Source organism: Streptomyces sp. NPDC058371 (genome assembly GCF_042723265.1).
In the GTDB taxonomy this organism is placed as follows: Bacteria; Actinomycetota; Actinomycetes; order Streptomycetales; family Streptomycetaceae; genus Streptomyces.
This window is the reverse complement of record NZ_JBHXJC010000022.1, coordinates 43,898-68,170: the sequence shown is the minus strand read 5'-3', so window position 1 is coordinate 68,170 and position 24,273 is coordinate 43,898. Positions and strand designations below refer to the sequence as shown.

The 24,273-nt window shown below is 69.2% G+C and carries 21 protein-coding genes and 1 pseudogene; 7 read left to right on the top strand and 15 right to left on the bottom strand.

Features of this window, described 5'->3' with window-relative positions; translation table 11 throughout:
• Positions 1-197: 197 nt before the first annotated feature.
• A complete protein-coding gene (locus ACFWM2_RS38170) occupies positions 198-1,403 on the top strand; it encodes a serine hydrolase domain-containing protein (RefSeq protein WP_383290376.1) in 1,206 nt (401 codons plus the stop codon).
• Positions 1,404-1,476: 73 nt separating this feature from the next.
• On the opposite strand, the gene ACFWM2_RS38165 is transcribed toward ACFWM2_RS38170, so the two are convergent.
• On the bottom strand, positions 1,477-2,064 hold the full coding sequence (locus tag ACFWM2_RS38165; protein ID WP_383290259.1) for a TetR/AcrR family transcriptional regulator: 588 nt from the start codon (positions 2,062-2,064) through the stop codon (positions 1,477-1,479).
• Between the two features lie 65 nt (positions 2,065-2,129).
• Here ACFWM2_RS38165 and ACFWM2_RS38160 point away from each other — a divergent pair, with 65 nt between their 5' ends.
• Both ACFWM2_RS38160 and ACFWM2_RS38155 read left to right on the top strand, forming a co-directional pair.
• Complete coding sequence (locus tag ACFWM2_RS38160) at positions 2,130-2,462, top strand: EthD domain-containing protein (RefSeq protein WP_383290256.1); 333 nt, start codon at positions 2,130-2,132, stop codon at positions 2,460-2,462.
• A gap of 134 nt (positions 2,463-2,596) precedes the next feature.
• Positions 2,597-3,426 (top strand): IS5 family transposase gene (locus ACFWM2_RS38155; RefSeq protein ID WP_383290253.1). Its coding sequence is split into 2 segments (ribosomal slippage): positions 2,597-2,942 and positions 2,942-3,426, totalling 831 coding nucleotides; the frame shifts between segments, so codons are not numbered across the junction.
• Here ACFWM2_RS38155 and ACFWM2_RS38150 read toward each other — a convergent pair.
• Positions 3,423-3,683: pseudogene (locus tag ACFWM2_RS38150) on the bottom strand (DUF2750 domain-containing protein); the annotation flags it as partial. The gene ACFWM2_RS38155 and the pseudogene ACFWM2_RS38150 sit on opposite strands and share 4 nt — an antisense overlap.
• Before the next feature lie 503 nt (positions 3,684-4,186).
• Here ACFWM2_RS38150 and ACFWM2_RS38145 point away from each other — a divergent pair.
• Positions 4,187-5,068, top strand: a complete 882-nt coding sequence (locus ACFWM2_RS38145; RefSeq protein WP_383290250.1) for a hypothetical protein — start codon at positions 4,187-4,189, stop codon at positions 5,066-5,068.
• A gap of 313 nt (positions 5,069-5,381) precedes the next feature.
• Here the strand turns inward: ACFWM2_RS38145 and ACFWM2_RS38140 are convergent, their stop codons facing one another.
• Both ACFWM2_RS38140 and ACFWM2_RS38135 read right to left on the bottom strand, forming a co-directional pair.
• A complete protein-coding gene (locus ACFWM2_RS38140; protein WP_383290247.1) occupies positions 5,382-7,643 on the bottom strand; it encodes a glycoside hydrolase family 3 N-terminal domain-containing protein in 2,262 nt (753 codons plus the stop codon).
• Between the two features lie 1,211 nt (positions 7,644-8,854).
• Positions 8,855-10,072, bottom strand: a complete 1,218-nt coding sequence (locus ACFWM2_RS38135) for an erythromycin esterase family protein (RefSeq protein WP_383290244.1) — start codon at positions 10,070-10,072, stop codon at positions 8,855-8,857.
• A 58-nt stretch (positions 10,073-10,130) separates the two neighbouring features.
• Between ACFWM2_RS38135 and ACFWM2_RS38130 the strand changes: the two genes are divergently transcribed.
• Complete coding sequence (locus ACFWM2_RS38130; protein ID WP_383290241.1) at positions 10,131-10,910, top strand: TioE family transcriptional regulator; 780 nt, start codon at positions 10,131-10,133, stop codon at positions 10,908-10,910.
• A 163-nt stretch (positions 10,911-11,073) separates the two neighbouring features.
• On the opposite strand, the gene ACFWM2_RS38125 is transcribed toward ACFWM2_RS38130, so the two are convergent.
• Both ACFWM2_RS38125 and rph read right to left on the bottom strand, forming a co-directional pair.
• Complete coding sequence (locus ACFWM2_RS38125; RefSeq protein WP_383290238.1) at positions 11,074-11,517, bottom strand: cytidine deaminase; 444 nt, start codon at positions 11,515-11,517, stop codon at positions 11,074-11,076.
• A 369-nt stretch (positions 11,518-11,886) separates the two neighbouring features.
• Complete coding sequence (gene rph, locus ACFWM2_RS38120; protein ID WP_383290235.1) at positions 11,887-14,484, bottom strand: rifamycin-inactivating phosphotransferase; 2,598 nt, start codon at positions 14,482-14,484, stop codon at positions 11,887-11,889.
• Between the two features lie 648 nt (positions 14,485-15,132).
• On the opposite strand from rph, the gene ACFWM2_RS38115 reads away from it, so the two are divergent.
• A complete protein-coding gene (locus tag ACFWM2_RS38115; protein WP_383290232.1) occupies positions 15,133-15,780 on the top strand; it encodes a class I SAM-dependent methyltransferase in 648 nt (215 codons plus the stop codon).
• A 116-nt stretch (positions 15,781-15,896) separates the two neighbouring features.
• Here ACFWM2_RS38115 and ACFWM2_RS38110 read toward each other — a convergent pair whose 3' ends face one another.
• The 3 genes from ACFWM2_RS38110 to ACFWM2_RS38100 form a co-directional block, all read right to left on the bottom strand.
• Entirely contained in the window at positions 15,897-16,727 is an 831-nt protein-coding gene (locus tag ACFWM2_RS38110; RefSeq protein WP_383290229.1) for a class I SAM-dependent methyltransferase, read from the bottom strand.
• The gene (locus ACFWM2_RS38105) at positions 16,724-16,924 is read right to left on the bottom strand and encodes a hypothetical protein (protein ID WP_383290226.1); all 201 of its coding nucleotides are present in this window, start codon (positions 16,922-16,924) and stop codon (positions 16,724-16,726) included. Before ACFWM2_RS38105 ends, ACFWM2_RS38110 begins: the two co-directional genes overlap by 4 nt.
• Before the next feature lie 313 nt (positions 16,925-17,237).
• Positions 17,238-18,485 (bottom strand): MFS transporter, encoded by a 1,248-nt coding sequence (locus ACFWM2_RS38100; RefSeq protein WP_383290223.1) that lies wholly within the window; start codon positions 18,483-18,485, stop codon positions 17,238-17,240.
• A gap of 123 nt (positions 18,486-18,608) precedes the next feature.
• Between ACFWM2_RS38100 and ACFWM2_RS38095 the strand changes: the two genes are divergently transcribed.
• Positions 18,609-19,574, top strand: a complete 966-nt coding sequence (locus ACFWM2_RS38095) for a LysR family transcriptional regulator (protein WP_383290220.1) — start codon at positions 18,609-18,611, stop codon at positions 19,572-19,574.
• 54 nt (positions 19,575-19,628) lie between these two features.
• Here ACFWM2_RS38095 and ACFWM2_RS38090 read toward each other — a convergent pair whose 3' ends face one another.
• From ACFWM2_RS38090 to ACFWM2_RS38065, 6 genes are read right to left on the bottom strand one after another with little or no spacing between them, the layout of a single operon-like run.
• Entirely contained in the window at positions 19,629-20,609 is a 981-nt protein-coding gene (locus ACFWM2_RS38090; RefSeq protein WP_383290217.1) for a sugar kinase, read from the bottom strand.
• A complete protein-coding gene (locus tag ACFWM2_RS38085) occupies positions 20,606-20,908 on the bottom strand; it encodes an SMP-30/gluconolactonase/LRE family protein (protein WP_383290214.1) in 303 nt (100 codons plus the stop codon). Before ACFWM2_RS38085 ends, ACFWM2_RS38090 begins: the two co-directional genes overlap by 4 nt.
• Complete coding sequence (locus tag ACFWM2_RS38080; RefSeq protein WP_383290211.1) at positions 20,905-21,540, bottom strand: bifunctional 4-hydroxy-2-oxoglutarate aldolase/2-dehydro-3-deoxy-phosphogluconate aldolase; 636 nt, start codon at positions 21,538-21,540, stop codon at positions 20,905-20,907. The genes ACFWM2_RS38085 and ACFWM2_RS38080 overlap by 4 nt, the downstream gene beginning before the upstream one ends.
• A 24-nt stretch (positions 21,541-21,564) precedes the next feature.
• Complete coding sequence (locus ACFWM2_RS38075) at positions 21,565-22,338, bottom strand: hypothetical protein (protein ID WP_383290208.1); 774 nt, start codon at positions 22,336-22,338, stop codon at positions 21,565-21,567.
• Positions 22,339-22,355: 17 nt separating this feature from the next.
• The gene (dgoD, locus tag ACFWM2_RS38070) at positions 22,356-23,501 is read right to left on the bottom strand and encodes a galactonate dehydratase (RefSeq protein ID WP_383290205.1); all 1,146 of its coding nucleotides are present in this window, start codon (positions 23,499-23,501) and stop codon (positions 22,356-22,358) included.
• On the bottom strand, positions 23,498-24,259 hold the full coding sequence (locus ACFWM2_RS38065; protein ID WP_383290202.1) for a FadR/GntR family transcriptional regulator: 762 nt from the start codon (positions 24,257-24,259) through the stop codon (positions 23,498-23,500). Before ACFWM2_RS38065 ends, dgoD begins: the two co-directional genes overlap by 4 nt.
• Positions 24,260-24,273: the final 14 nt, after the last annotated feature.

The window sequence follows — 24,273 nt, the reverse complement described above, 5'->3', positions numbered from 1 at the left end:
CAGGTGCCCTGCGGGAAGCCGCCCGGATGACGGATGACAAGGCCGCGGTCCGACTGCTTCGGCGCGCCCGCGGGGGCGAGTGCTGTAGTCGGCCGGACGGGCCAGCAGAATCTCTGCGCGGACCTCGATGTTTCCCGCGTACTGCTCTCGGCTGGTTGGAGCAGAGCCGCGCGCGGGTTCCTGACCGGCGGGTGAAGCTGGGCGTCCCACCGCGCTCACGTTTCAGGAGTCCTCCCGTGCGAGTTGCCAGATCCCCGCAGGTCCGCCTACCCCTTGTCGCTCTGCTGGCCGCGGCCTGCACGGCCGGGCTGGTGCATGCCCCGGCCCAAGCCGCGGAAGTCGCCGCCGACGACAACCGCGCACTGCGACGCCAGTTGCAGGAACTGACCACCGCCCCCGGCGGGCCGCCCGGAGCGATCGCCGTCCTCAAGCGCGGGTCCCACACCAAGGTCTACCGGGCCGGCGTTGCCGAGACGGGCACCGACCGTCCGATCGAGGTCACCGACCACATGCGCATCGCCAGTACGGCCAAGGCGTACAGCGGCGCGGTCTCCCTCCAGCTCGTCGACCACGGGAAGCTGCGTCTGAACGACACCATCGGCAAGGTGCTTCCCGGGCTGCCGCGTGCATGGCACCGGGTCACACTGCGGCAGCTCCTGAACCACACCAGCGGACTGCCGGACTACTCCGCGAGCCCGGAGTTCCTGGCCCTGGTGACCGAGGACCCGCGCCGCCACTTCGACTCCCGCCGACTGCTGGACTTCGTGGCCGACGAGCCGTTGGTGTTCCGTCCGGGGTCCCGGTATACGTACTCCAACTCCGACAACATCGCCGTGGCACTGATGGCGGAGGCGGTGACGGACCGCCGCTACGAAGACCTGCTCGACCAGCTCGTGTACCGCCCGTTGGATCTGCGCAGCACCAGCCTCCCGCAGGGCTACCGGATGCCCGAGCCGTACATGCACGGCTACGACGTCACCCCGCCGAACCCGCCCGAGGACATCAGCGAGGTACTGAGTGCGTCGGGCGTGTGGGCATCGGGCGGGATCATCTCGACGCCGAAGGACATGACGTCCTTCATCCGCGGCTACGCCGGCGGAAAGCTCATCTCCGAGCGGACCCGCCGGCAGCAGCTGAACTGGGTGAACGGCGCATCCGAACCCGCGGGTCCCGGCGAGAACAGAGCCGGGCTGGCCATCTTCCGGTACACCACCCGCTGCGGTGTGGTGTACGGCCACACGGGCAACACCCCCGGCTACACACAACTGATCGCCGCCACCCCGGACGGCGAGCGGTCGCTGACCGTCTCCCTCACCACCCAGGTCAACAAGACGAACAAGCCGGACCTGCTCGAGCGGCTGCGGACCGTGGAGGAGAACTTCGTCTGCGCGCTGTTGCGCTAGCAGTAGGCAGGACGCAGTCGAAGCTGTCGGGCCCGGGCGGTTCGGTCGGCTCGGTCGAGGGCAAGGCAGCTTCCTAGCGAGCGGCGGGCTTGTCCGCTTGGGTGGTCCCGGTCGCCAGTGCTTCAACCAGTCGGCGATTCGCTTCCTGTGGGGTCATTCCCCAGTCCCACTCGGTTTTGTGGAACCGTAGGGAGACGACACCGTGCCATGCCGACCACAACAGGAGTGCGGAGGCGAAGGGAGCGTCCGGGTCGACGTGCCGCGCGAGTTCTACGATGCGCGCTTGGAGGCGGGGCCCGTTCGCTGCTCTGGTCTCGGGCAGTGCGTCATTGCTCTCGAACAGGAGCTGGTACGCGCCCGGGTGGGCGGCGCCCCAGGCGATGTAGGCGTCACCGGCGACGACCAGCTGGTTGTCTGCCTCGTCCGCGGCGTCGAGGGCCGACTCGACCGCTTCGACCAGCGACGTGTATTCGGCGTCGAGCACCGCAGAGCGCAGGTCCGCCTCGGAGGGGAAGTGCCAGTACACGGCCGAGGGGGCCACCCCGCAGCTCCGGGCGATCGAGCGCAGCGACGGAACGGCCACCGCTTGGGGCTCCGCCAGCATGGCGATTGCGGCGGCCACGAGTTCGGAGCGCAGGTCGCGATTGTCTGCCTTGGTCACCTACTCATTGAACACCCGTTCATGATAGCTTGCAATGAACAGGTGTTCAGGAAGGTGGTGGCGACATGCTGAGACTGATGACGGTGATCAGGAAGCGTCCCGAGGTTTCCACGGAGGATTTCCGCCGTTTCATGGAACTGGAGTACGGACCGACCTATGCCGCGCTTCCCCAGGTCAAGGAATACGTCCAGTACTACCTGACAGATCTCGCGGCGGACGGCGAGGAGGAGCCGATCGACGCGATCGTGCGGATCGCCTTCGAGTCGGAGAACGAGATGCGCGAGGCTCTGGCGACCGACGAGTACCGGAAGGCGCACGAACTGCGGACGGCGTACATGCGGGAGACATCCGCCGGTATTCATTCGGCCGTCCTGGACCGCAGGGTGCAGCTGGTCTAGGGAGCGTCGCGGCAGTGCTGGTCACAGCCATTCTTCGGTGGCCGCAACCAGCACGGGGCGCTTCTTAGAACTCCTAACGAAATGATCTTCGAGGTGGTTGGATCACTCCGGGACCGGTGATCTGGGGGTGCGGGGTGGCTCGGCCAAAGCCGTGGGAAGTCGATGACGCGTTGTGGGCGGTGGTCGAGCCGCTGTTGCCCAAGATCGAGCGTCGGACCCGGCATGCGGGACGCAAGCGGTATCCGGACCGGCTGGTGTTCCAGGGCATTCTGTTCGTGCTGCATACCGGGGTCGCCTGGGAACACCTGCCGCAGGAACTGGGCTTCGGCTCGGGCATGACCTGCTGGCGACGCCTGGCGGAGTGGACCGAGGCTGGGGTGTGGTCCCGGCTGCACGAGGTCCTCCTCGCCAGACTCCGCGGCGCGAACGCTCTGGACTTCTCCCGTGCGGCGGTCGATGGGTCCCACATCCGGGCGTTAAAGGGGGGCCCAAGACCGGACGAGGCCCAGTGGACCGGGGCAGGACGGGCAGCAAGCACCATCTGATCACCGACGCCACCGGCATCCCGCTTGCAGCCACCTTGACCGGTGGCAACCGCAACGACGTCACCCAGCTGATCCCGCTCCTCCAGGCCGTGCCGCCCGTGCGCGGCCAGCGTGGCCGACCTCGACGCCGGCCTGACGTGGTGCTGGGCGACCGCGGTTACGACCACGACAAGTACCGCCGCCTGGTCTGGGACCTGGGCGTGAAACCGCTGATCGCCCGCCGTGGCATCGAGCACGGCTCCGGCCTGGGTACCCAACGCTGGGTCGTGGAGCGCGCGTTCGCCCACCTGCACTGGTTCCGCCGCCTACGGATCCGCTGGGAGATACGCGACGACATCCACGAAGCGTTCCTCACCCTCGGATGCGCTCTGATCTGTTGGCGGCGGCTGCGCTCTGTGTTGAGCGGCGCCGTAGGCTAATCACCCGCTGCGAGTCGGTTGAGGACTTCCGCCGGGGTGAAGCTCCAGCCGACGAGGCGCGGTCCACTCCAGTTGATCCCGATCATGTATCCCTCTTGGGTGGCATCGGGCAGATCGCGATCGCGCCAGGCGTCCAGGGGCATGGACTCAACACGTAGCCCGTGCCCCCAGATCTTCGCCGCCCTCTGGGCGCGGGTCATGGTCGACCAGTAGGGAAGACTTCGTGTGCCGTCCGCGGAGAGGGGAGCCGGGCTTCCCTCGTCATCCCGGACAAACTAGGCCACTCCGCTCTGGCGGGCCTCTCGGAAGAACGCTGCCGCTTGCGAACCACTCTGACTCATGCCCCGGGAGCCTAGCGTTCCCCGTTACTCATTTCGTTAGTGGTTCTTAGTGCAGGGCGAGTTTGACGTATCTAGTAGCGCACGGCGAGTTTGTCGCATCTCGTGGCGCCGGCTCGGTTTCGTTTGAGGCGGTTGATGCCGCGTTCGACCGCGTGGCGCTTTCTATGTCGGCCTTGCCGAACTTCGGTGGCCGACCACCCTTGGACCCGAGTCTCCGGCCGTCGCGTCCACATCCCGGGGGGGCTGGCAGCTCCCGGACAGTCGCCGGCACATGTACTGGCTACTGGCACAGGCACAGGCAACTGCCGTGCTCTGGATGGCGAGTTGACGGCCTGCGTCCATACATCTGGCTGTACTTGGCCCTCGTGGCAGGCCAGACTGTGCGCCGAACAAGCGCCCCCCACCTAGGAGTAGCACCCATGCGCATGCTCGCCCGGCAACGTTGTCACACGGCATTGGCCGGTCTCGTCACGCTCGCCACGGCCGCCGTCCTGTCCGTCTCCGCCACCGCGCCCGCCGTTGCCGCCGACACCTGGACCGAGGTGGGCTCGGACCGCGCGGACCCGCTGAGTGAGAGCCAGGGCCTGACCTCGGTCGAGGTTCCGGCCGGAAGCCCGAACCGCTACACGGGCGTCGGCACGATCCCCATCGACGTCTACTCCCGGGGCTGGAACCACGTCGGCGACCCGGACGCCTCCTACAACGGCTACTACATCGAGCCGTACCAGGCCGACGGTGGCACCGCCAAGATGTTCCGGGTGCAGGCGCCGGGCGGCGCGTGGTCGGAGTACGTCCACACGCTGAACTCCGGAGAGGCACTGAACAACTCCTGGGTCACCATCTCACCGAGCGGCTCGTGGATGGTGAACGGCGAGTACGGCACGATGAGCAGATTCCTGGTGTTCCCGACACCCGGCGTGAACCCGAGTACGTCCCCCTCCGCGAACCTTCCGCAGGCGTCCGCCATCACCCTCGACCACGCCGTACGCGACGTACAGGGCTGCGACTTCGTCACCGCGACGCAGCTGCTGTGCTCCTCCGACGACCCGGCGGGCACGCTCTTCGGCATCACCAAGCCGCTGCTCCAGATCGACCTGTCGGCCGAGCCGAACGGCACCTCCAACGTGACCGGCCACGTCACGGCGCTGCGTCAACTCCCGTTGCGCAGCGGCTGCACGGGCACCTTCGAGGCGGAGGGCATCGACTACGACCGGCGTACCGGAACGCTGCGCGTGATCGTCGTGTCGCCCGGCTCCTGCGTCCTGACCGACAGCATGACCTACAAGTTCACCAAGAGCTGATCCCGGCAGGGCTCGGCGGAGCCGTCGCGGCGCAGGTCCGGCGGTTCCGCCTCCCTTTGCGAGGCGGCGTCTCAGGTGTACGTGAGCGTCCGACTGCCCGGATACAAGGACTGCACTGAGCAGCGGAAGCGGCGAGAGGCTCGGGCTTCGCCCGGGAGATGCGCGTAGTGACCGTGGCCTTCCCGGCGCCCGACGCGCACTGCGACCCGCGGTTGAGCTCCGCCGGGCAGTCACGTGAGCAGCCCGACTGCCCTGCCTCGTCGCCCCTGTATACCGCGGGAGTGCGAGGCAGGGCTCGGCCGATCGGCTGCCCTTACCGCGCGAACTGGAACCAGTTGAGGTTGACCAGGTCCCCTGAGCCGCTGGACGTGAAGGTGACGTACAGCGAGTGCACACCCGTCGCGGCGCCCGACAGGTTGACCTTGGGGCTCGTCCAGGTCTGCCAGCCACCGGAACTGGTGACCGGGACGGTGGCGACGACCGGCCCCGTCGTGCTGTCCAGACGGTACTGCACCGTACCGGTGGTCGCGGAAGCCGACGCCAGCCGCGTCGTCACCGAGGCCGCGGCCGTCGACCCGAAGTCCACCCCGCTGTAGGCGAGCCAGTCCCCCGCGGCGATGTACCCCACGTCCTGGCCGCCCCCGGTGTCCGTCGTCGTCTCCGTCTGCGTACCGGACTGGGACGTGTAACTCTCTGCCTGCGTCACGTCGTACGCGCTGTGGGTGGGCGGTGTTCCGTAGGTGAGGCCGAACCCGAAGGGGAACAGAGGGGTCTTGCCGTCGCCGTCGTTGATGGGCTGCTGGCTTGCCGACTGCATCCAGGTGCTGGGGAGTTTGCCGGTCGGGGCGTAGTCGCCGAAGAGGACGTCGGAGACGCCGTTGCCCTCGGTTCCAGGCAGCCAGGCCGCCAGCAGGGCGTTCCAGTTGGGCAGTTGGGCGGCGATGTCCAGCGGTCGGCCGGAGACGAGCACGACGATCACCGGCACCCCGGACGCCCGCAGGGTGGCGATGGTGTTGAGGTCGGTGGTGTCCAGGCCCATCGCGCCGGGCCGGTCTCCGGAGCCCTCGGCGTAGGGCGTCTCGCCGACGACGGCGACGGCCGCCTTGTAGGAGCTGTCGATGCCCGTACCGCTGGCGTTGTACGTGACGGTCGTACCCGTGCCTGCGGCGGACCGGATCCCCTGCAGGACAGTGGTGCCGGGTGTGGTGGCGCCACTGCCGCCCTGCCAGGACATGGTCCAACCGCCCGATTGGTAGCCGATGTTGTCGGCGCTCTTGCCGGCCACGAAGATCTTGTTGTTGGTCTTCGCCAGCGGAAGGATGTTCCCGGAGTTCTTCAGCAGGACCTGCGACTCACGCACGGCCTGTCGGGCGAGCGCCCGGTTGGCGGCGGATCCGACCGTCGGGGTGTAGCTGCGATCGGTCAACGGCTTCTCGAACAGGCCGAGTTGGAACTTCTTGGTGAGGATGCGCCGGTTGGCGTCGTCGATGCGCGACATCGGCACATGGCCGTTGTTCACCTCGGCGCGCAGGGTGGTGATGAACCGCTGCCAGTCGGTGGGCACCATGACCATGTCGATGCCGGCGTTGATCGCCTTGCTCACCTCGGCGGCCGTGAAGCCGGCCTGGCCGTCGATCTCGTCGATGCCGTTCCAGTCGGAGACGACGAAGCCGGAGAAACCGAGTTCGCCCTTGAGCAGGGTGGTGATGAGGTACTGGTTGCCGTGGTCCTTCACGCCGTTCCAGCTGTTGTACGAGATCATGACCGAGCCGACGCCGCGCCGAACCGCCTCCTGGAAGGGTGGCAGATGGGTGGAGCGCAGTTGCGCCTCGGTCAGGGTCGCGTTGCCCGCGTTGACGCCGTTGTCGGTTCCGCCGTCGCCGATGAAGTGCTTGGCGGTGGCCAGCACGGACCCCGGTGCGTTGAGGGAGCTGCCCTGCATGCCGTTGATGTAACTGGTCATCATCGTGGCCACTTCGGGCTTCTCGCCGAAGGATTCGTAGGAGCGGCCCCATCTGTCGTTGCGGGCGACGCACAGGCAGGGCGAGAAGTCCCAGTCGATACCGGTGCCCGAGACCTCCTGCGCCGTGGCCTGGCCGATCTGCTGGACGAGGGCGGGATTGCGGGTGGCGCCCAGACCGATGTTGTGGGGGAAGATCGTGGCGCCGTAGACGTTGTTGTGGCCGTGCACGGCGTCGACGCCGTAGATGATCGGGATGCCGAGGCGGCTGGTGAGCGCGGCGTTCTGGAAGCCGTCGTACATGTTCGCCCATGACGTCGCGTTGTTGGGCGAGGGTGCGGAGCCGCCGCCGGAAAGCAGCGATCCGAGCCCGTAGGCGGGAACGTTGCCGTTGGTGACGGAGGCCCGCTCGGCCTGGGTCATCTGGCCGATCTTCTCGTCCAGGGTCATCCGGGAGAGCAGGTCCTCCACGCGGGTCGGCACGGGCAACGTCGGGTCGCGGTACGGCTCGCCGGCAGCGTGGGCCGGCCGGGCCTGCAGGCCCGTCACGACCAAGGAGGCGGCGAAGACCAACGCCGCCGCTGATCTGGGAATCTTGAGGACGGCTGTTCGCACAGTGTGTCTCCCATCTCGTGGGGAATTGCACGTCGGGTCGCTACGTCCCGGGAACCGCCCCGGTCCTTGCCTCGTGTACGGCTTCGGCTCGGTCAACTCGGCAGCGTCCGCAGCTGGTTGGCGCCGGAGCAGCGAGTTCAGATCTGCGGCCGGGTGCCCTTGGCGGAGTTCACACCGGCCACTTCCACGTGCTTGCTGCCACGATGGCGCGCGGCGCGGACGCGGATACGCGTAGCTCATCGATGCCGGTTCGCGGCGCTCACCGGCCACACGGTGCCGGAGGAGGGGGCGACGCACTGCGCGGCGATGGACTTCCACTGGTCGACTGCGGGGCGTACCAGCCGCCGGCAAGGCTGCTGGCGCTCCGCGGCCGGCCATCGGTCACCGTCGTAACCGCCGCGGTGCCCGGTCCGCTGCCCAGTCCGGGAAGGGTGGACGCGGCACAGACAGAGGAGTACGTCTCTGCGGACCGCCATCGGGTTGTAAGGAGCCGGGTCATGGCGGTCCCTTCGTGGGGGATTCTGTTCAGCTCGTGAAGGGAAGGAGCGATCCCGTTGGGGCGAACGAGGCGTCGGGATCCTGCGGGAAGCGGTGGTGTGGGGGCATCCGAAAGCTATTCAGAGGCATTGAACAAGCCCCTCGATACGGGGTCAAGGTCTGTACCAATACTGGGGATCCGGGGTCCATCGAGCGGCTGGCGACCTCGTCGGCTTCACGAGATGAACGACCTGGTGGCCACGAACGGCGATTGACGGCAAGGAGTGAAACAAGTCCGCTACAGCCGCCGGTCGATCGCGACGGCGGGCGGGACCGTCGCGGGTCTCCAGGGCGAGCCGGTGGTCGGGGGCAAGGCCTGGGCGATCAGCCCGAACAGGCTTCGCGGGAGCGGAGTTTGGCGCGGGGCCGGTCGGCGTCGGGGTGCGGGAGTTCGCCGAGGATCACCAGGGCATGCAGCCACGCCTGCCGGGCCACGGCTGGGCTGCCCGCGCTGTGATGGGCATCGCCGAGCAACTGCCCGCGGCGGGTGGGGTGTTCGCCGGGGCGGGCAGAGGTGAAGGACAGACACCGTCCGGCTGCCGGCGCCCCCTTCCCTGCGGCGAACTCTGGCTGGCCGACTTCGACGTGACCTATACACCCGTCGGGAAGCCGGGCATCCGCAGTCCCGAAAGTATCGCGAGGCCCAGGGCCATGTGCGGCAACGCGATCAGCCCTCATCGCCGCCGGGGCCGGCTGTTCGGGACGTCCTTGAGAAACATGATCCCGTCGTTCCCTGCCAGGTGGGCCGGGTCAAGCGGGGCGTAGCCGAACCAGGGTGACACGCGGTGCGCGGGCCGCGTATCGCCGAGGGTGGCGGCCAGCCGCGGGACGTCGATGACGAAGCGGTCCTCCGGGAGCGCGTACAGGAGTCCTTCGAGGGTGTCCGGTGGCGGTGTGTCCACTCCCTGGTGCCGGATCGTGCCGAGGGCCGTGGCCACGAAGGCGTACTCCTCGCCGAGTTGGGCGCTCACGAGTGCGCCGGCGCTCCACCACTCCACCGGCCCCTGCCACATCTGCATCGTGCTCTTCTCCCGCTGGAGATGGGAGTTGTGGGCATGGATGAGTGCCGGGCCCCGAGCGGCAACGGCAAGGAGGTTGTGGGCCATCATCAGATCCCGCAGCGCGCACAGCCGCGTCATGCGGGCCGGGGAGGTGTCCGCCATCCAGTAGTGGTAGCGCAGCAGGCCCGTAGCGGTACGTCCGTACAGGCGCGCCCGGTCCAGGTCGTCCCGCGAGGTGGCCATGATCAGATGCGGTGTCTGCGCGTCGAGCAGCGCCACCAACTCGTCGGTGAGCAGCCGCAGTTGGCGGGCGTCGGGCGACTGGCCCATGGACTGGGCCGGGTCCATCATCGCGGCGGGATTGGTCCACCGGTCGTCGGCGCCGAGGAGGTGGTCGAGCGTTTCACCGGTGCACGGAAGCAGATCCGCGTCCACGCGGGTCGAGAGGTAGCCGTGCAGCCCGGTGAGCGCCTGCCGGGGGCTCGCGGCGTCGGTGATCTCCAGCGGGCCGTCGAACCCGGCGAAATGGAGCCGCTCGGACGCTGGCCGGCCGTCGTTGTGGGCGCGCATCCAGCGGACGAGCTCGCGGTTGGCCGCGGAGGCGCCCCAACCGTGGCTGAATCCGTGCTCCATGACCTCGTCGAGAGTGCCCGTGTCCGAGGTGACGTAGTCGTCCACGATCAGGCCCCTCATGCAGTCGCTCTCGATCGCGATGGCCCGGTAGCCCTCCTGCTCGACGAGTTGGCGGAAGAGCTCGTTGCGGAGGTCGAGCACGGCGTCCTCGCCGTGGGTGGGCTCGCCCAGGGCGAGCAGCCGAGGCCGGGCCGGGAGCAGCCTCATGACGGCGGCAGCCTCGACGGCATGAGCAGTGTCCTTGATGTCGATAGCCATGCCATAAACCGTATCGTTGAACATTCGATTGAGACTTTTCAGCGATATCGTCCGCCCCATGGGGAAGAACCTTCAAAGCCGTGAGCGACTGAGGCCGGTTGATCTGGCGCGCGAGCATGGTCTGTCCACACAGGCGATCAGGAACTACGAGGAGGCCGGCATCCTTCCGGCCGCCGGTCGCACACCCCACGGCTACCGCACCTATACCCCGCTGCATGCGGGCGCCCTGCGCGCGTTTGTTGCCCTGACACCCGGCCACGGTCACCAGACGGCGACGTCGATCATGCGGGCCGTGAACCAGGGCGCCGTCGATGAGGCGTTCCGCTTCATCGACGAGAGCCATGCCCAACTGCTCGACGACCGGCGGACCCTCCAGGCCGTGGAGAGCGCCCTCCTCGAACTTGCGCCCACGAGGGCGTCCGAGCTCGAGTCGACCACGATCCCCGGGACCGACGGCACGTTCATCGGGCCGCTGGCGGGGAAGCTCGGAATCCGACCCGCGACATTGCGCAAGTGGGAGCGCGCCGGACTCGTGCGCCCACGCCGCGATCCGGGGACCGGCTACCGCATCTACGACCAGGCCGACGTACGGGATGCCCGGCTGGCCCACCAGCTCAGGCGGGGCGGTTACTTGCTGGAGCAGATCGCGCCGCTGATCGCCCAAGTGCGGTCGGCCGGCGGGCTGGAGCCGTTGGAAGCCGCGCTGAGTGACTGGCGCGGCCGGCTGTCCGCACGCGGGCGGGCGATGCTGGCCGGGGCCGCAGAGTTGGAGACGTATCTGCGCGAGAGCGGGCCACCCAGGGCTGACCGCGCCTTCGAGGGTGAAGACACTCACTGACCTTGTTGTGTGCCGGTCGAGTCGGGGTGCGCACCCTCGGTAGGCGGACACACCTGGAGCATCGGCGCATGCTCGCACGGCGGTAGGCACACACGGGTGGGCATACTCGGCCTGCGGGCGTTCGGCACCGATCCGGCGGCAGTGTTCCTGGTGCGGCGGCGCGTCACCGCGAGCTATCGGTGTCGAAAGGCCAGACGTCGTCGGGAAACACCCGCGCGAACCAGTGAGGCTGGACATCCCGCAGCCGAAGCGTGCGCCAACGGCACGGATCCGCAGGCTCGGGCACCGCGACTTCCACGTCAGGGCCGTAGGCGAAGAGCCGCTCCTGGCAGACGCCGCACGGAGCCAGGACCCAGTACCCGCGGTTCCCGTCGGCGGTCGTCACGCACACCGACGCGACCACGCGTCGCCCCAGCTTGAACGCTTCGCAGATCGCGCCCGTCTCATGGCACAGGCTCACGGCGGTGTTCGGCACCTCTGGGGCGGTACTCGTGAGGATTGACCCGTCGTCGAGGCGTAGTGCCGCTGCTCCCGACCAGTCCCGCCCCGGAAAGCGGGTACGCGTTAGCTCGATCGCGGCATCCACCAGCGCTTGATCAACAGCCATGTGCGGACAGTACTACCCAGCAGATCACCCCTTGAAGAGAGGGCGAACCGCCTGGGGCCCCTTCGACACCGTGCCCATCCGAGAGGCGTGCGACAAGCAAACAAGCAAAGGGACATGCGGCAGGTCTCCGGAGACCCTCGCGCTTCTTCACTTGACGCACGATCCATGACGTTCGGCGAGAACATGCCCGACAGGCCCCCCGTGCCGGCGCTCCTGTCGAACTGCGCCGGCACGTCGCCGAATCCAGCCACGCCGCCGCCGTGAGTCGCCGCCTCCCGGCCGAAACCGAACGCGCGGCTGCGTCGTCGTACGCGCCAACTGCCGTTGTTTCAGCCGGAAGCTACGGATCTGCCTTCTCGGTGCGGTCGGTCAAGGCAGGATCTCGACGTACCCCTCGGTTCCGTGGACGCGGATCCGCTGCCCGTCCCGGATCAGCCGGGTGGCCTGCTCCACGCCCACGACGGCCGGCAGGCCGTACTCCCGGGCGATCACCGCGCCGTGGGTCATCAGGCCGCCCACCTCTGTCACCAGACCCGCGATTCCGGCGAACAGCGGCGACCAGCTGGGGTCCGTGAAGGTCGTGACCAGGATGTCGCCCGCTTCGAGATCGGCCTCCGCCATGTCGAGGATGACACGGGCTCTGCCTTCGATGGTCCCGGCGGAGACCGCGAGGCCGACCAGGGCACCGGCCGGCACGTCGTCGCGCCGGTACGACCCGGCGACGGCCTCGCCGTCCGATGTGAGCACCCGGGGCGGTGTGAGCACTTGGTACGCCCGGAAAGCGTCCTTGCGCTGCTGGATGAGCCGGTCGTCCACCTGGTTCGAGCGCACGACGTCGTGGAGCTCCTGGAACGTGAGGTAGAAGATGTCCTCCTTCCCAGGAAGGACGCCGGCCTGCACCAGGCGCTCGGCCTCCCCCAGCAAGGCCTGCTTGTAGATGAAGTATCGGCTGATGATGCCGTACTTCGGATACTCCCGGTACCCGACGAAGGCCCGGACCTGGTCGATCATCCGCTTGGTCTCGTCGGCTTTCCGCTCGCCGTCCGGAAGGGCGCGCAAGCGTGACAGCACGTCCTGTTCCTTCTTCAGCGCCTCCTGCCGCCCTTGCTCGAAGCGCCGTTCGGCGGCGCCCGGCTCGAAGATCCTGATGTTGTCGAGGATCACGGGCACCAGCGTGGTGGGGCGCTCGCGCCAACGCGGCCTCGTGATGTCGATCTCTCCGACGCAGCGCATGCCGTACCGGTCGAGGTAGGCCTCAATGGCGTCGCGCGCTTCGGTCCCGCCCGCGACCTTCACCAGCTCGTCCAGGAAGCCCTCGTCCTCGACGCCTTGCAGGAACGACACCACCTCCCGATGCGGACGGATCACGTCCGCGACATCGAGCAGCGCCAGCCCCATCTCCGACGTGACGTTGTCGGGGGCGGACAGCGTGAGCTTGTCAGCCGCGTTCTTCTCCCCCAGCCACTCCTGGAGCTTGTCGTTGAGCCACCACGTGGCCTCCATCCCCGCCATGATCGCCTGAAGGTTCAGCGGATCACTGAGGACTCGCTTGTGCTCCTCGAAGGCCTCCAGCAGGAGGTCGAACAGAGCCGGTCCGGTCTTCGTCCGGATGTCGCGCTCCAGGGCGGCGATGGACACCTGGCTCCGCTCGATCAGCTCGGTGACGATGGCCGGATCGGTCTCGACCGGGGCGGACGCGCCGTCGGACGGCGGCCCGCCGGGAGCCGCGTCCGGCAGCGACGGGAGGAAATCATCGCGGTCGAGGACGGTCTCCAGCGCGTCCCTGACCAGCGGATCGCCTCTCCCCACGACGTCCAGGAGGCCGGCACGGCTCGCGGGCGAGGCCAGGCGCCGGGTGACGTCGACGAACAGCCTCCCGCCGGCCTCGTGCATCGGCACCATGGCCGTCAACTGCCACATGGAGAACCCCAGGGGCTTCATGGCGTCGGTCATCATCTGCTGATGCCCCACGGAGACGTAGACGTGATTCTCCTCATCGCCGGTCACGGGGATGGGGAACAGCGTTGTGATCGGCCGGCTCTGCACGATCTGGAAGTCGTCATCGACCAGGCACCATTCGATGTCCTGCGGGCGGCCGAAGTGCGCTTCGATCCGCCTCCCGAGCTGCACGAGTCGCACGACCTGCGCATCCGTCAGCGCCGGCTGCTCCTGGCGCTGCGCGTCGATCGCCACTTCCTGCGTACCGCCGGCCGGCAGGGCGTCAACGGCACGCCGTTTGGCGGCGATGGCCTTGGCAACGACTTCGCCGTCGCGCACCTTGAAGACGTCCGGGTTCACCAGGCCGGAGACCAGGGCCTCGCCGAGACCGAAGCCGGCGTCCACGGTGGCGACCTTCCGGTTGCCCGTGACGGGGTCGGCCGTGAACAGGATGCCGGCCGCATCCGGGAAGACCATCTGCTGCACGACCACGGCCATGTGCACCGTACGGTGGTCGATGCCGTTGCGGCGGCGGTAGATCACGGCCCGCTCGGTGAACAGCGAGGCCCAGCACCGGCTGATGTGCTGGAGGATCGCCGCCGGCCCCACGACGTTCAGGTACGTGTCCTGCTGGCCGGCGAAGGAGGCCGTCGGCAGGTCCTCTGCCGTCGCGCTGGACCGGACGGCGTAGGCGGCTTGCTCTCCGAGGTGAGCGAGCGCGCTGGTGATCGCCGCCGCGAGATCGCCCGGGATGGGGATGCCTTCGATGGTCCGGCGGATCTCCGCACTCAGCGTGCGGATCGCCTCCCCGTCGTCCGGGCGCAGACGCGACAGCTCATCGAGCCGGTCGTCCATCGACGGAGCCTCCGCCATGATCCGCCGGAAGGCGTTCGTCGTCACGCAGAACCCGACCGGCACGTGGATGCCTTCGATCCGCGACAGCCCGCCCAGGTGCGCGCCCTTGCCGCCAACGACCGCGCCCTGCGTCTCGTCGACCTCTCGAAGATCCAGCACGTACTGCTCGATCACTGCGCTACCTCCGAGACAGCCGTGCTCCGTTGCACTGAACTTGCCGATCGAACCACCGGCGCCTGCAGCTCTGTCGAACCTCTTGATGGACGTGTCCTCATCTCTGGTCGTCTTCCCTCGGACGGGCCGGCCGGCCGCTCCGCCCAGTCGGACGGCGCGCACACCCACGCCTCTGCCCCGCGTGCCCGCGACCGCACTGCCAGTCCCACCACTGGTGCGACGTCACGGCGTCCCCCGTGCGTCGACAACAACACCCCCACGTCGTGCCCCCGTTTCCGCAGGTTGTGGCCTCGGCCGACGATTCTGCGGCACCACCCGGGCCTTGCCGCAAGCCCCCCAGTGCGCTATAAGTTAAGAAGGGCAAGGAGAGAGATCTCCTTGCCTTTTTCTTTTGCCGCCGCTGGAATTGACAGCGTTTCGGGAAGCGTCGGCGCGCCACGTGCGGATGCTTGGCGGCCGCCGTAGCTCGAATCGTCCGGCACGCAACCGAACGGCCCCGCGGTCCGCGCCCCGGAGGCAGGCGCATACGCACTGCCCGCGATCGCCACGGCCCGGTGGAGACACCGTGCTCCTGGACGATGACCGCCCCGGACGGGAAGATCGTGATTCTCTCGGCTCGCCTCAGCGCCAGGAACTACTGTCGCGAGCATGGTCGAACACGATGCCCTCAGCGCCACCCGCGAGGCCTACGACGCTGCTGCCGCCACCTATGCGCAGCTGTTCCGCGACTCGCTGCGTGACAGTCCCCTGGACCGCGCGATCTTGGGTGTCTTCGCCGAAGTCGTCAGCGCGAGTGGGGACGGTCGGGTTGCGGACCTGGGGTGCGGGCCTGGCCATATCACCGCCTATCTCCACGAGTTGGGGCTCACGGCGTTTGGTGTCGATGCCTCTCCTGCGATGATCGAGTTGGCTCGACAGGCCTGTCCGGGCCTGCGGTTCGACGTGGGTTCGATGACCGCGTTGGACATCGCTGACGGCGCGCTGGGCGGCGTACTCTCACGTTGGTCCGTCATCCACACCCCGCCGGAGGAACTCCCCGTCATCCTGGCGGAGTTCCATCGTGTGCTGGCACCTGCTGGCCACCTTCTGGTCGGCTTTTCGGCAAGCGATGATCCGTCTCATCCGACGCAGGTCTTCGATCACGCGGTCGCGCCCGCCTATCGGTGGTGGCCCGATCACCTCGCCGCGATGCTGCGCAAGTCCGGGTTGACGGAGGTGGCCCGGATGGTTCGCGAGCCTCAGCCCACCGACCGGCGGCAGTTCCAGGAGGTTCAACTCCTCGCCCGCAAGGCCTAGTCAAGGACTGTCCGGCCGAACACGTGATGCGCGGGCAGCGCGCCCCGCGCTCGTGACCTACGCCCGAGGAGGGGTAGCTCCGGGCGTAGGCGCTGCTCAGCGCGGTCGGGGGCGGGTCAGCGTGGAGAAGCCCCTTCGGTTTTCCAACCCCAGGCGGTGAGCATGCCGGCTGACAACGCGGCGCATTCGTCGGAGTCCAGGTACCGGATCGCCGCGTCGACGGTTGCGTCGTCGACCAGACCGGTGGCGAGCATCGCCACTCTGCTCCGCTCCCACGTGTCGGTCCAGAAGCGGCTGATGGGACTGCCCGGCAGCAGCGGCGGCACATGGATCTCGGCGGCGACGGGCATGAGCCCCGCCCCGCGCAGCAGGTGGGGGTACGACGGCACCCAGGTGACATCAGTACCGATGGTGGCCCGCAGCCCCTGCCACATCGCCCGCATCACCGCGGTGTACGGCGTGCCGGGCGTCCGGTCGCTCGTCAGGTCGACCGCGTCGCTGAGCACCAACACGCCGCCGGGGGCGACGAGTTCGGCGAGTTGCGTGATCAGACGGTCGTGCTCGGGCAGGTGCATCAGCACGAAGCGCGCATGGACGAGCTGGAACCGGCCGGGGACGAGGTCTGGGGCAGTGATGGCGGCCTCCAGCACGTCGAGCCCGGGCACGGCCCGCTCGGCGAGGAAACGTACGTCGCGGTCCACGGCGAGAACGCTCGCCACCCCGGCCTCGTCCAGCAGCCGACGGGAGACCGTGCCCGTGCCGGCACCCACGTCGAGGCAGCGCCACCCCGGGCCGGCCCCCAGTGCCCGCAGCCGCGCCATGGTGATGTCGTCGTAGGCGAGAGCGCCGAAGTCGATGCGCTCGCCCTCGCCGGCCTGTTCGGGACGGAAGACGGCCTCGCCGTAGCGTCCGCCGCCCGGCTCGTCCCCGCGCGAAGCGGCGGTCACGTCGCCGCCGGCGCGACGGCTTGGGTGTCGTCGAACCAGACGAACATCCTCTGGCCGAGCAGGGAGCGATCTCGTGTCGCGGTGTGACCCGGTTGCCCGTACTCGGCACACCGGAACGCGAGCTCCTTCGGGCACGTGATCCCGTCGACGAGAAGCTGAGGCTGAGTGGCGAGGGGGTCGTCGTCGAACAGTTTCATGGCCGAACCTCTCACGCGGTGGGCGGTGCCGGGTGACGGTCCCGAGACCGCCTCCCGGCCGATCCTCCACCGGCGGCACGGCCGGGGTGCAGCGCGCATGAGCCAATCGGCCCAAGGGGTACGGCACCCGAAGCACTACGGCACCTCCGACCAGTCGTACGTGAGCGTGACCTCGCTCGCGGACGGACCGAGCGGCGCAAGGTCGTAACGCCCAGCCGCCGAACTCCAGGTGACCGTCGCCCTTGTCCTGCCCCGTCAGCCGGCCAATGGCGCGCGGCAGGTCGAGCACCGCGACCTTGTTGACCACGGTGAGTCATGCGGCCCGGACTTCTTCGGCCGACGCGGCGGGCTCAGGATCGGACAGGTGTGTCCGTTTGGGCAGCAGGAGTGGGGTGACGAGCAGGAGAACGCCGGACATGGTGATCGCGGCGAGCGGGCTGGTCAGTGTGGCGAGAATGCCCCAGACCACCATCAGAGCGGCCTGTAGGAGTTTGCTGCCGGCGCTCCATGTACTGAGCACTCGGGCGGCGTGATCCGCGGGGGTCCGTTGCAGGCGTTCCGTCGCGTAGATCGGGTTGAAGATGCCCATGCAGGTGATCAGCAGGCCCTCGACGATGATCACGGTGAGGAGTCCGGGGATGCCGGGACGGACGAACATGAGACCGAGCGGGAAGAGCGATCGCAGCCAACCGGAGACGATCATGACCCGGTGCCGGCCGTAGCGGGCCACGAGGCGCGCGGAGATGCGGGCGCCCACGAAGCCGCCGAGGGCCGGGATGCCGAAGGCCAGACCGTATTGCCACGCCGGGAAGTGGTACTGGCCCAGCAGGAGGACGGACAGGAGCGGGAGGGTGGCCATGATGAGGCCGCCGACCAGGATCGAGTTGAGGAACAGGCGCCGTAGTGCGGGGTCGCGGAGGATGAACCGCCAGCCGCCGAGAAGGTCGGCTGGGCGCAACCTGGTGGCCTGGTCGCGGGGTGCCGCGACGTCGCCTCCGCGGATGCGGAGGACCCCGAGCGCGGACAGCAGGTAGCTGAGGGCGTCGGCCATCACCGTGATCACCGGGCCGAGCAACCCTATGAGTGCGCCACCCAGGGGCGGCCCCACCGCGGTCGCCACCCAGCTCGTGCCCTCGATTCTCCCGTTCGCCACAAGGAGGTGATCGCCACGGACGAGATACTTCAGATACGCGCCGGATGCGGCGGTGAAGGCGATGCTCGCGGTCCCGGAGATGACCGAGACGACCAGCAGTTGGCCGTAGGACAGCAGGCCGAGGACGTACGCGATCGGGACGCTTGCCGTCGCTCCGAACCGGACCAGGTCCATCGCAATCATCACCGGACGCTTGGCCCGGTGCTCAACCCACGGCCCGAGCGAGAACGCCACGATTGCCGCGACGGCTAGCCCGGCCGCCTCCAGGAGCGACACGGCGAATGCCGGCGAGTGCAGCACTCGCACCGCGATCAGCGGGAACGCGCCGAAGGCGATCCACGTTCCGTATGTACTGACAGCGTAGGCCGACCACAGCCAGCCGAAACTGCGCCCCAACTGCACGCGCATGCGACCCCCTCGCAACAACCGATGTTTGGATCTGTGCATCACACCGGGCGCACACTCCAGGGATCAAACAACCGACTCCCGGGCGAGCCACAACCATCAGTTGGGCACACTTAAGCTGGATCGATGGATACCGAAACCGTGCGATCGTTCGTCCGCGCGGCCGAGCTCGGGCAGCTGCAACACGCGGCCGACGAGCTCGGCGTGACACAGCAGGCCGTGTCGAAGCGGATCGCCACCCTTGAGCGCGAACTCGACGTGCGGCTGTTCACCCGCACTGCCCGAGGGGTCGAACTGACACTCGATGGCCAAGCCTTCCTCCCGCACGCCCGGAACATCATCACGAGTGTCGATCGCGCCGTCACCGCGATCCGACCGGGCTCGCGGGCTCTTCGGATCGACGTTCTCGGGCTGCGATCCGCGCAGGCCGTCGTCCTGCACGACTACTGGCGGTCGCATCCCGAAACCGACCTCGACGTGGTGACGCTCAGGGTCAACGACCCGCGTCTGGCGGTCACCGCCGTCCAGGCAGGCGAAATCGACGCCTCGTTCCGCTCGGTCACCGACCCGGCGACACTGCCGCGTGACGTGCAAATGATCCACGCCTTCGACTCCCCGCTGGAGCTCCTCGTCGGGCCGAGGCACCCGCTCGCCTCCGCACGAACACTGACACCGTCCCAGCTGCGCAAGCACCGGATCTGGGTGCCGGGTATCGCGCCGCGAAGCGAATGGGCGGACTTCTACGATCAGCTCGCCACCGACTTCGACCTCCGCATCGACGCTGCGGGCCCGAACTTCGGCAACGAGGTACTCCTCGACATCCTCGCGGACTCCGCGGACGTGGCCACGCTCGTAGGTTCACGCGACCGGTACATCTGGCCGACGAACCACGATCTGCGCCGTATCCCGATCGTGAATCCGACGCTCGCCTACCCGCTCTCGCTCCTCCTCCCCCGAGCGAATCCACACCCAGGACTCCGGGCCGTCATCAACCACTTCGGAAGTCTGGCACCACTCCCCGAGTCGGTCTGGCGTCCATCGTGGGCAACGGCACCACGGGGCGGCGACGCCGCCGACAACACCTGGACCTGACCGTCGCACCTGGCTCCCTCGATCAGTGGAACGTGGCTCCGCCGCTTCCGGCCCTCATTCGATCGTGGCGGCCCGCCATGTCGCGTCGTCGGCTGACAGCAACGAGGTGAGGGTGTCGGGGGGCAGGAGGGGACCGTGATCGGTCGGCACCCGCAAGGCGGATGCCGCGGTCAGGTGGCCGAGACGCAGGGCGCGTACCACGGGTAGGTCGCGCAGCAGCCCGCAGAGAAAGCCCGCGGCGAACGCGTCACCGGCGCCGACCGGTTCGGCCACGCGGACGGTGAGGGCGGGCACGGTGTACGCGTCGCTGCCGACGAAGGCCGTAGCCGCGCGGTCCCCGTCCTTGACGACGAGGATGCGGGGGCCGCGGAGGAGGTCGCGGACCGCCCGTGGGCCGTTGAGCCTCTCTCCCCACAGAGCTTGGGCCTCGTCGAGTCCGACGAGGACGATGTCGGCCCGGTCCGCGAGCCGGCGCAGGATGTCCCCCGCAGGGCGGTCGGCCCACAGGGCGGGGCGGAAGTTCACGTCGAAGCTGACAGGACAAGGGCGTTCGGGGCGTAGTGCCCGTTCGACCAGGGCGTGGCAGCTCGGTGACAGGGCCGGGGTGATCCCGCTCAGATGGAGAAGAGCCGCACCCTCCAGGGCCGGATCGTCGAGGGCTTCGGGTCCGAGAGCCGAGACGGCGGAGCCGCGGCGGTAGTAGAGGACGCGGGTGCCGCTCTCGCCGGGGTCCTTCACGAGCAGCCCGGTGGACCGTTCCGGGTCCGTACGGACGCCGCTCACGTCGACGCCTCCCGCGGCGACGCGCGCTCGGACCCGGCGTCCGAAGGGGTCGTCGCCGACCGCTGAGACCCATCGGGCGGGGATGTCGTGATCAGCTAGGTAGAGGGCGACATTCGATTCCGCCCCGGCGATGTCGACGCGCAACAGGTCCGCTTCGTCAAGGGACTTCAGAGGATCAGGGGTGAGGGCGGCCATGGTCTCACCGAGGCAGACCACGGGACCGGCGCGCAGGGACGGGAACGCACTGCTCATGACGGGTTCCTGAGGTGTGCCTGCGAGAGGGTGGTGCCCACCGGACGAAACGGCGCTGCCGGCAACCCGGCGGCGTGCACCCTGGTGGCGAAGACGGCGCCGTCGAGAGGTCCCGGATCGGTCAGGCCGATTCGGGCGCTGGTGACGTAGAGGGTGCGGCCGTCCGGGCCGCCGAGGCAGAGTCCGGCGGGTTGGGCGGCGGGCAGGTCGACGATGTGGTCGAGGGCGCCGTCGGGGCCGTAGCGGATGCCTTCGCCGAGTTCGAGGCGGTCGGTGCCGTGGACGCCGGCCCGGGTCACGGCCGGGGCTCCGCTGCGACGGTGCCCAGGAACGTGCGCGCGCGGTCGCGGAGGGCGGTGAGGCTTCCTCCGGAGGCCGCGTCCCCGATCAGAGGTGAGCCGACCCCGACGGCGGTCGCCCCGGCCCGCAGATACGTGGCTACGGCAGGAGCGTCCACTCCCCCGACGGGCACGAAGGGGACGTCGGGGAAGGGGCCGCGCAGGTCGCGCAGATAGCCCGGGCCGCCGGCGCTGCCTGCCGGGAAGAGCTTGAGGGCGTCGGCTCCCAGACCGAGTGCCTGCACGACGTCAGTAGGAGTCAACACCCCGGCGAGCACCGGGAGTCCGGCCTCGCGGCCGGTGGCTATGCCGTCGCTGATCCCCGGGGTGACGAGGAAGTTCGCACCGGCTTTCTGCGCGGCGAGCGCGTCGGCTGCGGTGAGGACGGTGCCGGCGCCGAGTGCGGCGTCCGGGCCAAGGGCGGCGCGGGCCCTTGCGATGACGTCGAGTGCGTCGCGTCCGGTGAGGGAGACCTCGATGAGGGTGACGCCCTCCTCGGCGAGGGTGAGGACGGTGTTCAGTGCGGCGTCCGGATCGCTGCCCCGGACGATGCCGAGGAGCCGGTGGGTTCTCAGCGAGGCGAGGAGATCCATCGGTGTCCCTTCGTGATGGTGGGTTCAGGGGCGGCGGTGCGCGGTGATCGTGAGCCGCCAGGTGACATGGCCGGAGGCGGGTACGACGGCGGTGTCGCCGTCGGCCGCTTCCGAGCGGTCGAAGACGCGGCCGAGCAGGGGCTCGACGCCGACCGACCGGTACGGCGCGTCGCAGGGGAAGCCACCGAGGTTGCGCCACAGGGCGATGGAGACCGGCTGGCCGGCAGCCTCGACGGACAGGTGGAGGGTGTCGCGGCCGTCCTGCACGGAAATCCGCGGAGTCAGTACTACGGCACCGGCTGCAGTGCCGTCGTCCGGGCCCAGCCGGTCCAGTGGGACGCCGTCGACGAGCGGCCAGGTACCGGTGACCCAGCGGGCACCCTCGTCCGGGTACAGCCGGGTCACGGCAGGGCCGTCGATGCCGAGCCGGGCGGACGGGGACAGTTCCAGCAGCGCGTGGGCTGCCCGTACGAAGCGGTAGCCCGGCTCGGCGGTGAGCGTGTAGTCGGCGACGGCAGCGCCGGAGTCCGTATCGATCCGGCGGGTCAGGCGGAAGTCGGGGCAGTCGACGACGTCCCGGTCCCCTTCCCGCCACCAGGGGCGTGACCAGGCGTCTCCGTGGTCGGGAAGCCCGCGGACCGTGGGCACGCACTCTTCGATGCCTCCGGAGTCGGCGAACGCGTCACCGGGCACGATCCCTTGCCGCCGGGGTTCGTCGCGGTGCCACAGCCATTCGCGGCCGCCTGCCGTCAGTGAGGTCCAACGCCCGCCGTGGCCGGGGTCGGTGCTGACGGACACGGGGAGCGGGCTACCGCTCACCATTCGGCGAAGGACCCGTCGGCGTGCCGCCAGACGGGGTTGCGCCAGGCGTGCCCGGCGCGGTCGGCCGCGCGGACGGCGTCCTCGTCGACCGTGATGCCCAGGCCGGGCAGCTCGGTGCGCAGCGCCTGGCCGTCGACGAAGCGGAAGGGCTCGGTGTCGACCACGTAGGACAGCAGGTCGGCGTCCTTGTTGTAGTGGATGCCTCGGCTCTGCTCCTGGATGAGGAAGTTGGGCGTGGCGAAGGCGACTTGGAGACTGGCGGCGAGCGCGATGGGGCCCAGCGGGCAGTGGGGTGCCAGGTGGGCCCCGAAGGTCTCGGCGAGCGAGGCGATCCGGGTGACCTCGGAGATCCCGCCGGCGTGCGACAGGTCCGGCTGGGCCACGGCGATGCCCGCGCTCAGCGCGGGGAGGAAGTCGGCGCGCCCGTAAAGGCGTTCACCGGTGGCGAGCGGGACGGACGATGCGGCGACCAGCCCGGCGAGCAGGTGCGCCTGGTCGGGCAGCACGGGTTCCTCGACGAACAGTGGGTGCAGCGGGGCGATCTCGTGCAGGACGCGGCGTGCGTTGGCGGCGCTGAACCGGCCGTGGAAGTCGACGGCGACATCGCGGTGCGGGCCGAGGGTCTCGCGGGCCGCCGCCACCCGCGCGACGACGGCGGCCGTCTCGGCCGGCGTGGTGAGCGGCGAGGTGCGCCCGGCCGCGTTCATCTTGACGGCGGTGAAGCCGGCGTCGATCTGGGCGGTGATCTCGTCCTTGATCCGGGCGGGTTCGTCGCCGCCCACCCATGCGTACACCCGGACCGCGTCGCGGACGGGTCCGCCGAGCAGTGTGTGCACCGGTACGCCCAGGGTGCGGCCGGCGATGTCCCACAGGGCCTGGTCGATGCCCGCGACGGCGCTGGAGAGGACCGGACCGCCCCGGTAGAAGCCGCCCTTGCTCAGCACCTGCCAGTGGTCCTGGATGCGCAGCGGATCCGCGCCGACGAGGTGGTCGGCCAGGACCTCGACGGCGGCCCGGACCACCTCGGCCCGGCCCTCGACCACGGGTTCGCCCCACCCGACGACACCCTCGTCGGTGTCGATCCGGCAGAACAGCCAGCGGGGCGGGACGAGAAAGGTCTCGACACGCGCGATCTTCACTTCGCCCGGCCGTCCTTCGCTTCGGTGGAGACTGCCGCGTTCTTGCCACCGTGTGGGCCACTGATCCGGTCCAGGTCGCGCATCGCCTGGTCGAGCAGCGCGCGCATGGCGTGCTCGGCAGCGTCCGGGTCCCGGTCCCGTACGGCGTCGAGGACGGCCCGGTGGCTGGGCACCGGGTCCTCGCTGTGCGGCGCGCTGTGCACGATCTGGTCGCGCTGGGCCAGGCCCGACTCGATGACCATCTCCATGCGTTCCAGCAGCTCGTTGTGGGTGGCCGCAAGCAGCGCCCGGTGGAAGGCGAGGTCGGACTCGACGGCGTGGCTCGCGCTGCCCTCCTCGGCCATGGCGGCCAGCGCCGCCTCCAGTGCCTCCAGGTCGGCGCTCGTACGGCGGGTCGCGGCCAGCCGTACGGCGGCGGGTTCGATGATGCCGCGGACCTCGCCGAGGTTGTGCAACAGTGCCGGGTCGGCGCCGGCGCCGTCGCTCTCGGAGAACTGCCACCTCAGGACATCGGCGTCGAGCAGGTTCCAGTCGGCGCGCGGCCGCACGAAGGTGCCGCGCTTCTGACGGGCGTCGACCATGCCCTTGGCCGCGAGCACCTTCAGCGATTCCCGCAGGGCCGTCAGGCTGACGTCCAACTCGCTCTGCAGGGCGGGCATGTCGAGTGTCGCCCCTTCAGGGAGCTCGCCCCTGAGCACCCGTTTGGCGAGGGTCTCCACGGTCTGGCCGTGCACTCCACGGCGCGCGTACGGCGTCATGTGACTGCCTTTCA

Excerpts from the sequence above, each read along its gene's own strand:
- ACFWM2_RS38095 (WP_383290220.1), top strand. The coding sequence starts at position 18,609 with ATGGATACCGAAACCGTGCGATCGTTCGTCCGCGCGGCCGAGCTCGGG.
- ACFWM2_RS38090 (WP_383290217.1), bottom strand. The coding sequence starts at position 20,609 with ATGAGCAGTGCGTTCCCGTCCCTGCGCGCCGGTCCCGTGGTCTGCCTC.
- ACFWM2_RS38100 (WP_383290223.1), bottom strand. The coding sequence starts at position 18,485 with ATGCGCGTGCAGTTGGGGCGCAGTTTCGGCTGGCTGTGGTCGGCCTAC.
- ACFWM2_RS38105 (WP_383290226.1), bottom strand. The coding sequence starts at position 16,924 with ATGAAACTGTTCGACGACGACCCCCTCGCCACTCAGCCTCAGCTTCTC.
- ACFWM2_RS38065 (WP_383290202.1), bottom strand. The coding sequence starts at position 24,259 with ATGACGCCGTACGCGCGCCGTGGAGTGCACGGCCAGACCGTGGAGACC.
- ACFWM2_RS38145 (WP_383290250.1), top strand. The coding sequence starts at position 4,187 with ATGCGCATGCTCGCCCGGCAACGTTGTCACACGGCATTGGCCGGTCTC.
- ACFWM2_RS38125 (WP_383290238.1), bottom strand. The coding sequence starts at position 11,517 with ATGGCTGTTGATCAAGCGCTGGTGGATGCCGCGATCGAGCTAACGCGT.
- ACFWM2_RS38130 (WP_383290241.1), top strand. The coding sequence starts at position 10,131 with ATGGGGAAGAACCTTCAAAGCCGTGAGCGACTGAGGCCGGTTGATCTG.
- ACFWM2_RS38160 (WP_383290256.1), top strand. The coding sequence starts at position 2,130 with ATGCTGAGACTGATGACGGTGATCAGGAAGCGTCCCGAGGTTTCCACG.
- ACFWM2_RS38135 (WP_383290244.1), bottom strand. The coding sequence starts at position 10,072 with ATGGCTATCGACATCAAGGACACTGCTCATGCCGTCGAGGCTGCCGCC.
- ACFWM2_RS38115 (WP_383290232.1), top strand. The coding sequence starts at position 15,133 with ATGGTCGAACACGATGCCCTCAGCGCCACCCGCGAGGCCTACGACGCT.
- ACFWM2_RS38080 (WP_383290211.1), bottom strand. The coding sequence starts at position 21,540 with ATGGATCTCCTCGCCTCGCTGAGAACCCACCGGCTCCTCGGCATCGTC.